The organism is Halomonas sp. IOP_31 (assembly GCF_021151495.1).
Classification (GTDB): domain Bacteria; phylum Pseudomonadota; class Gammaproteobacteria; order Pseudomonadales; family Halomonadaceae; genus Modicisalibacter; species Modicisalibacter zincidurans.
The window spans coordinates 86,839-99,490 of record NZ_JAIRBP010000012.1 but is presented as its reverse complement, the minus strand read 5'-3'; the positions used below and the strand labels follow the sequence as shown (position 1 = coordinate 99,490).

Here is a 12,652-nt window from a genome sequence, read left to right as displayed (position 1 = left end):
TCGGCTTCGACATGGAGGTCCAGACGGTGAGGTGACACGGCAGTATCCAGGTGCTGATCCTTGAGAGTCCAAGGTGCTTCAAGGCCCAGGCCAAGGGTCAGAATCTGCGTGCCGTTCATGTCCTGCCTCCTGTCCATGTGGAGGTCATATCCTGGCCCCGTTCAAGGGACGAATTTCACACCCAACGACGAAGAGCCCTTTATTTAAACCCCATAGGAAACGTGGCCTGCTGCTAAACGACAACCCAACCGCCGAGGTGGTGCTACGCCATTCTCTGCGATTGAGCATCGATTAGTACAAGATTCGCTTTCCAAGAGATGACTTAGAAACTATCCGCAAATAAGCCTGTTAGTGCCCTCCCACTTGCCGAAGTGAGCGATTAATAGGACGTCTCGCCCCAGCCCAACTGCTTGGCCAGCGCAAAGGCATGATTGGCGGCCGGTACGCCAGCATAGACGGCGACATGCATGAGTACCTGGCGCAACTCGGCCTCGGACAGGCCGATGCGCTGCGCGGTCTTGAGGTGCAGTTCCAGTTCCTCGCGGCCCAGCGCGGCGAGAATGCCGGTGGTGATCATGCTGCGCTCGCGCCGAGTCAGGTCGCCGTTGCTCCACAGCTCGCCCCAGGCCAGCCGGGTGATCATCTGCTGGAAGGGCGCATCCAGGCTGGTCGCCTTGCTCGAGGCCCGCGCCACGTGGTCTTCGCCGAGCACCTGCTTGCGGGTCTCCAGGCCCGTGGCGTAATCGACGCCGCGTTCGCCGGCCTCGCCCAGATCCACCTTGAGCGTTGCCAGCAGCGCGGCCGCCAGCCGGTCGGGCGCTTCCACCGAGGGCACGTGGCCGACGCCGTCGAAGATCTCCAGCGGCGCGCCATCGCACTCCCCGGCCAGCGCCTCGAGGGTCGCCGGCGGCGTGGCCAGGTCCTCGCTGCCGCCCAGCAGCTGGATATTGACCGACGTGGCGTGCAACCGGCCGGTGAAGGTGTCGCGGCCCAGCATCTCGCACAGCCGGGCGTAGGATTCGTCGTCGCCGCGGCCCATCTGCACGCACCAGCCGGCCTTGAGTGCCGGGTCGGCCTCGACAAGCGCCGGTGCGAACCAGCGCGGCACGATCTCCTCGGCCATCGCCGCCAAGCCCTCGTCACGCACGCGACGCGCGCGGGTGTTCCACAGCTCGGCATTGCCGATCACCGCACCGGTGTTGGTCAGGGTCGCCGACAGCAGCCGCTCGGCGTGGGCGGCGAGCAACCGCTGGCCGACCACCCCGCCGATCGAGGTACCGACGAAATGAAAGCGCCCGGCGCCGGCGTGATCCGCCAGGGCCAGCGCCTCGAGCGCCAGGTCGACCGGCGTGATGTCGCCGCCCCGCTCGGGCCAGGCCTGGCTGGCACCGTGCCCCGGCAGGTCCCAGGTCAGCACGCGGTAACGCGGCAACAGCCGGGGCAACAGGTCGTCCCACACCGCCTGGGTCATGCCCAGCGGATGCGCCAGCATCACCAGCGGGTTGGCCTGGCTGCCCAGCAGGCGATAGGCGACGCTGCGGCCGTTGATGTCGAGAAATGCCATAAGGCTTCTCCAATCGTAAGCGCCTTGGCGGATGCCTCGGCGCGATATCCCGAAAGATGGAAGAACGGGCTACGCCCTTGAAGGTGGAAGAGCGCCACTTCGTGTCGCGACGGCGCGATGATGCATCTCTTCCGTCTTTCCTCTTCTTTCTTCCCTCTCTTAAATCCGCTCGATCACGGTCGCTATCCCCTGCCCGACGCCGATGCACATGGTGCACAACGCGAAGCGCTTGTCGCTGAGCGCAAGCTCGTGGGCCGCGGCGGTGATGATGCGCGCGCCGGACATGCCCAGCGGATGACCCAGCGCGATCGCCCCGCCATTGGGGTTGACGCGCGGGTCGTCGTCGGCGATGCCCAGTTCGCGCAGGCAGGCCAGCGATTGCGAGGCGAAGGCCTCGTTGAGCTCGATGTGGTCGAGCTGGTCGAGGCTCATGTCGAGCCGCGCGAGCAGCTTGCGCGTCGCCGGCACCGGGCCGATGCCCATGATCCGCGGCTCGACGCCGGCGGTGGCCATGCCGTGGATACGTGCGATCGGCACCAGGCTATGGCGCTTCATCGCCGCCTCGCTGGCGACGAACATCGCCGCCGCGCCGTCGTTGACCCCCGAGGCGTTGCCCGCGGTGACCGAGCCCATCACGCTGGAGCCGGCGGCCCGAAACGGCGTGGGCAGGGTGGCGAGCTTGTCGAGGGTGGTCTCGCGCGGGTGCTCGTCGGTATCGAAGATCAGCGGCTCCTGCTTGCGCCGGGGAATCTCGATGGGCACGATCTCGCGCGCCAGCCGGCCGCTGTCCTGGGCCCGCTTGGTCCTGAGCTGCGAGGTGTAGGCGAACTGATCCTGATCCTCGCGGGAGATATTGAACTGCTCGGCGACGTTCTCCGCCGTCTCGGGCATCGAGTCGACCCCGTACTGCGCTTTCAACAGCGGATTGATGAAGCGCCAGCCGATGGTGGTGTCCTCCATCACCTGGCCGCGCGAGAACGCCGTCTCGGCCTTGCCGAGCACGTAGGGCGCCCGCGACATCGACTCGACGCCGCCGGCGATCATCAGCTCGGCCTCGCCGGCGCGGATGGCGCGCGCCGCGGTGCCGATGGCGTCCATGCTCGAGCCGCACAGCCGGTTGATGGTGGTTCCGGGCACGCTGGTCGGCAGCCCCGCGAGCAGCAGCGCCATGCGCGCCACGCTGCGGTTGTCCTCGCCGGCCTGGTTGGCGCAGCCCATGATCACGTCGTCGATGGCCGCCGGATCGAGATCCGGGGCCCGTGCGAGCAGCGCGCGGAAGAGATCCGCGGCGAGATCGTCGGGGCGCACACTGGCCAGTGCGCCGCCGAACTTGCCCACCGCCGAACGAATCGGATGACACAGATAGACGTCAGTCATGTCGATACTCCTTATTCTCCCGCATGATGGCGGTCGGTCCTGTCCTTGAGTTCACGCAGCACGCTCAGTTCCTTCTCGCTGGGCGCCTCGGTGGTCTCCAGCGTCTCGGCAAAGCGGATCTTCCAGCCGGTGGCTTCCTGGACCTGCTCGGCGGTCACGCTGGGGTGCAGCGAGACGACCACCAGCTCCTTGGTGTCGGGATCGGGACGCATCACACACAGGTCGGTGATCACCCGGGTCGGGCCCTTGCCGATGTTGGGCACGCCGTCGCGGCCCTTGCCGTCGCGCCCGAAGCCCAGCGTGGTGACGAAGTCGACCTCGTTGACGAAGGTGCGCGTGGAGTGCTTGAGAGTAATGAACACCTCGCCGGCGTTGGTGGCGATTTCCGGCGCCCCGCCGCCCCCCGGCAGGCGCACCTTGGGCGCGGTGTAGTCGCCGATCAGGGTGGTGTTGAGGTTGCAGTAACGATCGATCTGCGCGGTGCCCAGAAAGCCCACGTCGACCTTGCCGCCCTGCAGCCAGTAGCGGAACATCTCGGGTACCGACACGGTGGTCAGCGCGGTCTCGCACAGCTCGCCGTCACCGATCGACAGCGGCAGCACCTCGGGCTTGGTCTGCAGCGTGCCGGACTCGTAGATCAGCACCACCTCGGGGGCATGGGTCAGCCGCGCCAGGTTGGCCGCCTCGGAGGGCAGGCCGATGCCCACGAAGCAGGTCATGCCGTTGGCCAGCGCGCGGGCGGCGGTCACGGTCATCATTTCCGCGGAAGTGTAGTTGCTCATCAGGATTCTCCTCCCGCTTCAAGCACATGAGTCTTGAGCCAGGCCTCGAAGGCATCGCGGTCGCGGGCGATGGTATCCCACTCCTTGTAGAAGCGGTTGTTGCGCGGATAGTAGCCGTGGGCATACGACGGATAGGCGCCCTGCTCGGCGACCGCCACGGCGCTGATCGCCCAGCCGGGAATCACGCAGGCGTTGGGATGGGTGTCGAGGTCGTCGACGATCTCCTCGACGGTGACGATGCTGTGCCTGGCCGCCAGTACCGCCTCCTTCTGCACGCCGACGATGCCCTCGATTAGCACGTTGCCCTTGCGGTCGGCCTTCTGCGCATGCACCACGCTGACGTCGGGGCGAATCGACGGTACCGCGGCGAGCTTCTCGCCGCTGAACGGGCATTCGATGAACTTGATCTGGTCGTTGACCTTGGGCAGGTCGCTGCCCACGTAGCCGCGCAGCACCGCCAGCGGCAGGCCCGAGGCGCCGGCCTCGTAGGCGCAGGCCATCGCCGCGTGGCTGTGTTCGAGAATCTCGACGTGATGCGGGTAGTCCTTCTCCACCGCGTCGCGCAGCCGATGCAGCGAGCCGACGCCGGGGTTGCCGCCCCACGAGAAGATCAGCTTCTTGACGCAGCCGGCGCCGATCAGTTGATCGTAGATCAGGTCGGGGGTCATGCGGATCAGGGTCAGCTCGCGCTTGCCCTGGCGGATGATCTCGTGACCGGCGGCAAACGGGATCAGGTGGGTAAAGCCCTCCATGGCCACGGTGGCGCCATCGTCGACGTAGCGCGCCACCGCGTCATGCAGGTTGAGGAATTCGGCCATGATGTTGCCTCTCAACGCGTTATGTTCGCTTGGTGAACACAGGTTTGTAATACGAACAAAGTAATTCACGCCGCCGCGCCGCGTCAAACGCGACGGGCCGCTTGCGCGGCCCGTCGCTATCCCTTCGGATTCTAAAAATGGCTTTTAAAAACAAACGCCTTCTTAGCCCTTGAGGCGCTCGCCGACACGCTCGACGAGCGCCCGGCTACTACCAATGTATAACTCCGGTCGCACCGCATTGCGTAGCGCCGCGGCATCGATGTCGCTGCCCGCGACCCGCTCGTGGGCCAGCAAGGCATCAGCATAGGCGATCCCGTCGCGACGCGCCGTTTCACTGGCTTCGCGGGCCACCCGCTTGGCGTCGTCGCTGACCATCACCGTCTGCAGCACCTGCGCCGCCGGCTCGGCCATGATCGCCCCGCCGGTCACCGCCAGGTTGCGCGCCATGGCTTGTTGATTGACTTCCAGCCCCGCGAGCAGGTGGCCGAGGGTTTCCAGCGCGCCCTCCAACAGCAGCACGCCGTCCACCAGCGGCGCCCATTCGGCGTGCCACTCGCCGAGCCCACGCTCCAGCGGCTGAGCGCCGGCATTGGCGAGCACGCTCAAGACGCCGTGGATCTGGCGCGCCGCGGCACGGATCCGTGCACAGCCCACCGGGTTGCGCTTGTGCGGCATCGACGACGACTCGCCGACCCCGGCCTCGGCCGGCTCGGCCAGCTCGCCGACTTCCGTCTGGGTCATCAGCGCCACGTCGAGGGCGATCTTCTCGGCGGCCACGGCGACGCCATCCAGCGCGCAGCCCAACGCATGGATCGGCTGACGGTCGGTATGCCATGGCAGCCAGGGCTCGCTGAGCCCCAGCCGCCGGGCCATGCCGGCCATTAGCGCGACGCCGTGCTCGCCGTGGCCCGAATGCACGCCCACCGCACCGCCGAACTGCAGGTAGAGACCGCTGTCGATCGTCTCATCGAGGCGTCGGCGGGCCTGATGAAGCCCCCACAGCCACTGAGCGAGCTTGGCGCCGAAGGTGATCGGCAGCGCCTGCTGCATCAGCGTGCGCCCGACCATCGGCGTGTCGCGGTGACGTTGCATCAGCGCCGCGCCATCGGCGAGACTCTGCCCGAGCAGTTGCGAGCAGCGCTCAAGACGCGGCTTGAGCAGCAGCATTAGCGCGCTGTCGACGATGTCCTGGCTGGTCGCGCCACGATGAAAGGCCCCTTTCAGGTCGTCGGAAAGCGCCGCCCGGGCCTGCTTGACGAAGGGAATCGCCGCGTTGCCGCCCTTGGCGGTATCGCGCGCCAGCGCAGCGATATCGAAGTCGGCCGCGTCGAGCTGCTCGGCCATCGCCTCGGCGCTGCCCGCCGGCAACAGCCCGAGCGCCTGCTGCTCGGCGGCGAGCGCCAGCTCGACGTCGCACATCGCCCGCACCAGCGCCGTTGCCTGGCACGCCTCGCGCCCGGCATCGCTCATGAAGGGGTGGCGTAACAGCAGGTCATACATGCGCTTTTCTCCGGTTGGCATGCCACTAATGGCGAATTGGCGGACACATGTTCGCGATTCGAACTCTATGCTAGAGTCACAGCGAGCCGACGACAATGTGCTTTGGACTCCGACGCGCTCGGATTCCCGGCACGATACTGTTCCGGCAAGACACTGTTCAGTAATACTCCCTCCCACACGCAACACAGGAATCGTGGCGCCATGACGACGCAAATGAAGGATGAACCGCTGAGTCCCGACGACCGGGACTTCGTTACCGCGCTGGCCAGCGGTCTGGATGTCATCCTGGCGTTCGATCACGCCAACCCGCGCATGACCCTGAGCGAGGTCGCCGCCAAGACCGGCATGAACCGGGCGCGGGCGCGGCGCTTTTTGCTGACCCTGAACTCGCTAGGCTACGTGCGCAAGCAGAACCGCCACTTCGAACTGGCGCCGCGGACCCTGCAACTGGGTTACGCATTCCTGTCGGCCAACAACTACCGCACGGTGATCCAGCAGCATCTCGAGGACATCACCGCGCAGATCGGCGAATCGTCGTCGCTGGGCGTGCTCGACGACAACGACGTGATCTACGTGGCACGCTCGGCGGCGCCTCACCGGCTGATGGCGATCGCCCTGTCGGTGGGTACCCGGCTGCCGGCGGTGGCCACCTCGATGGGTCGCGTGCTGCTGGCGCAACTGCCCGAGGCCGAACTCGAGGCATTGCTCGAAACGGCCACGCTAAAGCACTACACCGAGCGCACGATCGTCGACAAGGACGAGCTGCGCGTACGGCTGCGCCAGGTTCGCCAGCAGGGCTACTGCATCGTCGATCAGGAACTCGACTCGGCATTGCGCTCGCTGGCGGTGCCGGCGTTCGACGCCAACGGCACGCTGCTCGGTGCGATCAACGTCAGCACCAATGCCGCGCGCATCGACCTGGCCACGCTCACCGAGCGCTTCCTGCCGCTGTTGCAGGAAAAGACCCGCCAGATCGCTATCCAGGTCAGTTGAGGTCTTTCATCGCGCTTCAACCGTCGACATCAAAGGAAGGATAGATGGCAGGCAGCCTGATCGAACGCACGCTGCGGATACTCGAGACCCTGTCCAGCGAACCCGACGGCATTCCCCTACAGCGGCTCGCCGAACGCCTGGAAATCCCCAAGAGCGCCGCGCACCGCATCTGCAACGAGTTGATCCGGCTGGGTTACGCCCGCCAGGAAAGCCGTACCGGCCATTACCGGCTGTCGACCCGACTGGTTGCACTGGGCTTTCGCTACCTGGGCAGCACCGGCGCCAGCGACGTACTGCAACCGATTCTCGACCGGCTGGCCACCGAGACCGGGGAACTGGTGCGCCTGGGGGTAATCGAGGGCGATCGCCAGACCTGGATCGCCAAGGCCCAGGGCACGCGCACCGGGCTACGCTACGACCCCGACATGGGCCGTGAGGCGCCGCTGCGCTATACCGCCTCGGGGCAGGCCTGGCTGGCCAGCCTGGACGACCACGCCGCCCTGACCCTGCTCGCCCGACAGGACGGCGACGATCCCGAGCGCTTCGGCCCCAACGCGCCGCGCACCGACGCCGAGCTGCTCGAGCGTCTAGCGCTGGCCCGGGAGCGCGGCTACACCTGCTGCGTCGACAGCTCAGCGCTGGGCACCTCGGCCTTCGGCGCGGTCATCCGCCACCCCATCAGGCGTCACCCGATCGGCGTGATCAGCGTTGCCGGGCCCAGCGTACGACTCACCGAAAGCCGCATGCACGAGCTGGCCCCCAAGCTGCTGCAGGCCGTCGAGGAACTCTCGCATTGCAGCCAGTCATCGCAGCTTTTCTGCGAGTGACTCGCCCCCGACAAGGACGTTGCCGTGCTCGACATCTTCGCCATCACCACACCGATCTTCCTGCTGATCGGTATCGGCTACCTGGCCGTGATGCTCCGCCTGCTCGACAAGAGCCAGGTCCAGAGCCTGGGCGGTTTCGTGATCAACTTCGCGCTGCCCGCGCTGATTATCCGCGCGCTGATCCAGAAGCCGATCGGCGAGGTCTTCAATCCCGTCTACCTGGCGGCCTATGGGCTCGGTTCGGGCGGGTTGTTCGTCGCGGTGCTGGTTTTCGCCCGGCTGCGCGGCAAGCCGCTCGGCGAGAGCGCGATCTTCGCCCTCGGCACCTCGGCGGCCAATAGCGGCTTCATCGGCTACCCGATCGCCGCCATGGTCGTCGGGTCGACGGCGGCGATCGCCATGGCGCTCAACATGGTGGTGGAAAACCTGCTGCTGATTCCCACCGCCATGGCGCTGGCCGAGGCCGGCCGGCAGAAGGGCGGCTCGTTCTGGAGCGCGCTTTTCAAGACGCTGCGACGGCTGACCCGCAACCCGATCCTGATCGCCATCTTCAGCGGTCTGATCATCGCCGTCAGCGGTCTCGAGCTGCCCCAGCCGGTGTTCAAGACCATCGACATGCTGGCCACCGCGGCAGGGCCCACGGCGCTGTTCGTGGTCGGCGGCAGTCTCTATGGATTGCAGGTGCGCGGCATGCTCTCCGACGTCAGCCAGGTGGTATTCGCCAAGCTGTTGCTGCATCCGCTGGCCATCTTCCTGATGCTGCTGTGGCTACCGCCGCTCGATCCCGCGCTGGCCACGGCGGCGATCGTCATCGCCAGCGTGCCGATGCTCAGCGTCTACCCGATCCTAGGCCAGCGCTACGGACACGGCGAGTTGTGCACCGCCTCGCTGATGCTCGCCACGCTATTGTCGTTCGTCACCGTGAGCACCTTGTTGTGGCTCATCGAAGCGCAGCGGCTGCCCATTCCTTGAGGCCCGCACCGGCAGGCAACGCTGGTTTGCGAACAAGCGTACGCATTGCAAATTTCAGAACTTAGTTCTAAATTCGCAAGACACTCCTCCGGAGAGCTCCACGATGCCCGCTTCCAAGCCCCTGCGCATCGCCTTGATTGGTGCCGGTACCATGGGCCGTCAGCACCAGGCGGTGATCGCCCGCCAGCCAGACGCCACACTCTGCGCCATCGCCGACCCCGGCGACGCCGGCCGGGCCTTCGCCGCCGAACTCGGGGTGCCGGCCTATCGCGACCCGCGCGAACTGCTCGCCGCCGAGCGCCCCGACGCCGCGATCATTGCCAACCCCAACGCCCTGCACGTCGCCAGCGCGCTCGAGTGCTTGGCGGCAGGCGTGCCGGCGTTGATCGAGAAGCCCGTGGGCGTATCGCTGGAGGAAGTCGCCACGCTCGTCACCGCGGCCCGTCGCCACTCGACACCGCTGCTGGTCGGCCACCACCGTCGCCATAACCCGCTGATCGGTCGCGCTCACGAGTGGCTCGCCGACGGCGTGCTGGGCGAGCCGACCAACGTCACCGCGCTGTGGCAGCTGCACAAACCCGACGACTACTTCGCCGCGCCCTGGCGACGCGAGCCGGGCAATGGGCTATTGCATACCAACCTGATTCATGACCTGGACCTGTTGCGCCATCTGTGCGGCGAGGTGGTCGAGGTCCAGGCGATGGCCAGCCAGCGGCTGCGTGGCCTGCCCTACGCCGACACCGCGGCACTGATGCTGCGCTTCGCCAACGGCGCGCTGGGCACCGTCAACGCCTCGGATAGCGCCAGCGCGCCGTGGAGCTGGGAACTGACCAGCGGCGAGAATCCCGTCTATCCGCAGCAGTCCGGCCAGCCCTGCTATCTGCTCGCCGGCACCGCCGGCGCGCTGGCCCTACCCCAGCTCCGCGCCTGGCGCTACGCCGACGAGCCGCACTGGCACGCCCCGCTGGCCGAAGAAGCCATCACGCCCGACGCAGGCGCCGCGTTGGAGCGTCAACTCGCCCACTTCATCGCCGTGGCACGCGGCGAGGCGGTGGCGCTGATCGATGTCGAAGACGCCGCCCGCACGCTGGCACTGATCGACGCCGTCGAACGAGCCGCCGCGAGCGGCCGCGCAACCCAGCCCAGCTATCCTTGGGAGGCCTGAGCCATGGCCTCGCATGAGCGCCATTGCGACCTGGTGGTGGTCGGCTCCGGCGCCGCCGGACTCGCGGCCGCGGTGACCGCCGCCCATCACGGCCTCGAGGTGATCGTGGTGGAGAAGGAGAACGTCCTGGGCGGTGCCACCGCCTGGTCCGGCGGCTGGCTGTGGATTCCCCGCAACCGCTTCGCCCGCGAGGCGGGGATCGACGAGGACGTCGAGACGATCCGCACCTATCTCCGTAACGAACTCGGCGAGCGCTTCGACGCGACGAGGATCGACGCCTTCCTCGACGCCGCGCCGCGCATGGTCGACTTCTTCCAGGCGCATACTGCACTCGCGTTCAACGACGGCAACGCCATCCCCGACATCCATGGCGATGCGCCGGGCGCCGGCAACGGCGGGCGCTCGGTGATCGCCGCACCCTTCGACGCCCGCGAGCTCGGCCAGCGCGTCGCGGACATCCGCAGGACCATGCCCGAAACCGCCTTCCTGGGCATGCCGATCCAGGCCGGGCCGGACCTGATGGCGTTTCTCTCCGTGACCCGCTCGTGGCGCTCGGCGCGGCACGTGGCCCGGCGCGTGACGCGCCATCTCTACCACCTCGCCCGCTACGGTCGAGCGATGCACTGGGTCAACGGCGTGGCGCTGATCGGGAGGCTGGTCAAGTCCGCCGACACGCTGGGTGTGGAAACCTGGACGGCCTCGCCGGCCAGGCGCCTGGTAATGGCCGATGGCCGCGCGTATGGCGTGACGGTGGCAACCCATGACGGCGAACAGACGCTGCACGCCCGCCGCGGCGTGATCCTCGCCGCCGGCGGCTTTCCCCACGACGTCAAACGCCGCCGGCGCCACTTCCCGCGCACCCCGACCGGCCGCGAGCATCTCGCGCTGCCGCCCGAAGCGGCGAATGGCGACGGCATCACCCTGGGCGAGTCCGCCGGTGGGCGGCTGAGTACCGGCTTGGCCTCGCCCGCCGCCTGGTGCCCGGTCTCGGCGGTGCCCTACCGGGACGGCCGGGTCGGCCATTTCCCGCACATCATCGACCGCGGCAAGCCGGGCATCATCGGCGTGCTCGCCGACGGCCGGCGCTTCGTCAACGAGGCCCACGGCTACTACGATTACGTGGCGGCGCTGATCGAGGCACTGCCGGAGGACCAGCCGGTCGAGTCCTGGTTGATCTGCGATCACCGCTTCCTGCGTCGCTACGGGCTGGGCATCGTGCGACCGGTGCCGGTGCCGTTCGGGCACTGGATTCGCCGCGGCTATCTCAAGCGCGGCCGTACCCTGGAGCAACTGGCCGCGCACTGCGGCATCGACGCGGCGGGACTGGCAGCGACCGTCGAGGCGTATAACGCGCCTGCCCGTCATGGCGAGGACCCCGAATTCGGGCGTGGCTCGACGCCCTACAACCGCAAGCAGGGCGACCCGCTGCATCGACCCAACCCCTGCGTGGCACCCATCGAAAGAGGGCCGTTCTATGCGGTCAAGGTGGTTCCCGGCAGCTTCGGCACCTTCGCCGGGCTCGAGACCGACGCCCATGCCCGGGTGCTCGCTGGCGACAACACGCCGATTGCCGGGCTCTACGCTGCCGGCACCGACATGGCCAGCATCATGGGCGGCTTCTATCCGGCGGGTGGCGTCAACCTGGGTCCGGCGATGACCTTCGGCTACATCGCCGCGCGTCACGCGGCGGGACTCGACGCAGACGCCCGGGCCGGAACTCCTCCGAAACCGCGAGACATACCATGAACGAGCGTTGCTTTTCGCTGGCCGCACTGACCGTGCTCGAACTCTCTCCGCCCGAGATGGCCGAGGTCGCGGCACGGGCCGGCTACGACCGGGTCGGGCTGCGGTTGATCCCCGCCACCCCCGAGGAGCATCACTTCCCGCTGATCGCCGACGCCGCCCTGCGCCGTCGGACCCAGGCGCGGCTGCGCGACACCGGGATCGCGGTGCTCGATGTGGAGATCCTGCGTCTCAGGCCGGAAACCGACGTCGCATGCGATTTCGCAGCGGCATTGGAAGTCGGTGCCGAGCTGGGCGCAAGCGAAGTGCTGGTCGCCGGCAACGATGACGACGAGGGCCGGCTGACCGACAACTTCGCCGCACTGTGCGAGCTGGCCGAGCGCTTCGGCCTACACCCGCACCTCGAGTTCATGCCATGGACCGGCGTTTGTGACCTGTCCCAGGCCCGGCGCATCGTCGCCACGGCGAACCGGCCCAACGCTGGGCTGCTGGTCGATGCCTTCCATTTCGAGCATTCGGGGAGCCGGCTCGACGAGCTGGCCGAGGTGCCACGCCACTGGATACGCTACGCGCAGCTGTGCGACGTGGCCGGGCCACGCCCCGACTCGATGGACGAAATCATTCGCCAGGCCCGCCAGGCGCGTTGCTTCCCCGGCGAGGGCGACATCGACCTGGCCGGGCTGCTAGCGGTATTGCCACCCGACGTGCCGCTGAGCCTGGAGGTCCCTACCCAGGCCTTGCGCGAACGCGGCGTGAGCGCACTGGAGCGTGCCCGCGGGGCGCTGACAGCCAGCCGGCGATTGCTCGACATCATCTGCTGAAACGACACCGTGCTGGGCGACAGCGCCTTGCGCGTTGCCCGCAATACCCTTGCAATTCCCGGCTCATGGATCGCCCCATGCGCCCGTGAA

At 67.6% G+C, this 12,652-nt stretch carries 11 protein-coding genes; 6 read left to right on the top strand and 5 right to left on the bottom strand.

Going from position 1 to position 12,652, the window contains the following annotated elements; genetic code table 11:
* Window positions 1–379: 379 nt before the first annotated feature.
* From K7I12_RS08615 to K7I12_RS08595, 5 genes are all read right to left on the bottom strand, one after another.
* Complete coding sequence (locus tag K7I12_RS08615; RefSeq protein ID WP_231663891.1) at window positions 380–1,564, bottom strand: alpha/beta fold hydrolase; 1,185 nt, start codon at window positions 1,562–1,564, stop codon at window positions 380–382.
* Between the two features lie 159 nt (window positions 1,565–1,723).
* On the bottom strand, window positions 1,724–2,941 hold the full coding sequence (pcaF, locus tag K7I12_RS08610; protein WP_231663890.1) for a 3-oxoadipyl-CoA thiolase: 1,218 nt from the start codon (window positions 2,939–2,941) through the stop codon (window positions 1,724–1,726).
* An 11-nt stretch (window positions 2,942–2,952) separates the two neighbouring features.
* The gene (locus K7I12_RS08605) at window positions 2,953–3,723 is read right to left on the bottom strand and encodes a CoA-transferase subunit beta (RefSeq protein ID WP_031383270.1); all 771 of its coding nucleotides are present in this window, start codon (window positions 3,721–3,723) and stop codon (window positions 2,953–2,955) included.
* Window positions 3,723–4,541, bottom strand: a complete 819-nt coding sequence (locus K7I12_RS08600; protein ID WP_031383269.1) for a CoA transferase subunit A — start codon at window positions 4,539–4,541, stop codon at window positions 3,723–3,725. Before K7I12_RS08600 ends, K7I12_RS08605 begins: the two co-directional genes overlap by 1 nt.
* Window positions 4,542–4,703: 162 nt before the next feature.
* On the bottom strand, window positions 4,704–6,041 hold the full coding sequence (locus K7I12_RS08595; protein ID WP_031383268.1) for a class-II fumarase/aspartase family protein: 1,338 nt from the start codon (window positions 6,039–6,041) through the stop codon (window positions 4,704–4,706).
* A 201-nt stretch (window positions 6,042–6,242) separates the two neighbouring features.
* Between K7I12_RS08595 and K7I12_RS08590 the strand changes: the two genes are divergently transcribed.
* The 6 genes from K7I12_RS08590 (at window position 6,243) to K7I12_RS08565 (ending at window position 12,562) form a co-directional block, all read left to right on the top strand.
* Entirely contained in the window at window positions 6,243–7,034 is a 792-nt protein-coding gene (locus K7I12_RS08590) for an IclR family transcriptional regulator domain-containing protein (RefSeq protein ID WP_442908035.1), read from the top strand.
* Window positions 7,035–7,078: 44 nt separating this feature from the next.
* Window positions 7,079–7,861: an IclR family transcriptional regulator gene (locus K7I12_RS08585; protein WP_231663888.1), complete on the top strand. Its 783-nt coding sequence runs from the start codon at window positions 7,079–7,081 to the stop codon at window positions 7,859–7,861.
* Window positions 7,862–7,885: 24 nt separating this feature from the next.
* The gene (locus tag K7I12_RS08580) at window positions 7,886–8,833 is read left to right on the top strand and encodes an AEC family transporter (protein ID WP_231663887.1); all 948 of its coding nucleotides are present in this window, start codon (window positions 7,886–7,888) and stop codon (window positions 8,831–8,833) included.
* Between the two features lie 103 nt (window positions 8,834–8,936).
* The gene (locus tag K7I12_RS08575; RefSeq protein WP_231663886.1) at window positions 8,937–9,998 is read left to right on the top strand and encodes a Gfo/Idh/MocA family protein; all 1,062 of its coding nucleotides are present in this window, start codon (window positions 8,937–8,939) and stop codon (window positions 9,996–9,998) included.
* A gap of 3 nt (window positions 9,999–10,001) precedes the next feature.
* Window positions 10,002–11,744 (top strand): FAD-dependent oxidoreductase, encoded by a 1,743-nt coding sequence (locus K7I12_RS08570; protein ID WP_231663885.1) that lies wholly within the window; start codon window positions 10,002–10,004, stop codon window positions 11,742–11,744.
* Complete coding sequence (locus tag K7I12_RS08565; RefSeq protein WP_031383262.1) at window positions 11,741–12,562, top strand: sugar phosphate isomerase/epimerase family protein; 822 nt, start codon at window positions 11,741–11,743, stop codon at window positions 12,560–12,562. The genes K7I12_RS08570 and K7I12_RS08565 overlap by 4 nt, the downstream gene beginning before the upstream one ends.
* Window positions 12,563–12,652 lie beyond the last annotated feature (90 nt).

What these genes read in the sequence shown, in the direction of transcription:
- K7I12_RS08600 (WP_031383269.1), bottom strand. Translation starts at nt 4,541, where the DNA reads ATGGCCGAATTCCTCAACCTGCATGACGCGGTGGCGCGCTACGTCGAC.
- K7I12_RS08615 (WP_231663891.1), bottom strand. Translation starts at nt 1,564, where the DNA reads ATGGCATTTCTCGACATCAACGGCCGCAGCGTCGCCTATCGCCTGCTG.
- K7I12_RS08605 (WP_031383270.1), bottom strand. Translation starts at nt 3,723, where the DNA reads ATGAGCAACTACACTTCCGCGGAAATGATGACCGTGACCGCCGCCCGC.
- K7I12_RS08565 (WP_031383262.1), top strand. Translation starts at nt 11,741, where the DNA reads ATGAACGAGCGTTGCTTTTCGCTGGCCGCACTGACCGTGCTCGAACTC.
- K7I12_RS08575 (WP_231663886.1), top strand. Translation starts at nt 8,937, where the DNA reads ATGCCCGCTTCCAAGCCCCTGCGCATCGCCTTGATTGGTGCCGGTACC.
- K7I12_RS08590 (WP_442908035.1), top strand. Translation starts at nt 6,243, where the DNA reads ATGACGACGCAAATGAAGGATGAACCGCTGAGTCCCGACGACCGGGAC.
- pcaF (WP_231663890.1), bottom strand. Translation starts at nt 2,941, where the DNA reads ATGACTGACGTCTATCTGTGTCATCCGATTCGTTCGGCGGTGGGCAAG.
- K7I12_RS08585 (WP_231663888.1), top strand. Translation starts at nt 7,079, where the DNA reads ATGGCAGGCAGCCTGATCGAACGCACGCTGCGGATACTCGAGACCCTG.
- K7I12_RS08570 (WP_231663885.1), top strand. Translation starts at nt 10,002, where the DNA reads ATGGCCTCGCATGAGCGCCATTGCGACCTGGTGGTGGTCGGCTCCGGC.
- K7I12_RS08595 (WP_031383268.1), bottom strand. Translation starts at nt 6,041, where the DNA reads ATGTATGACCTGCTGTTACGCCACCCCTTCATGAGCGATGCCGGGCGC.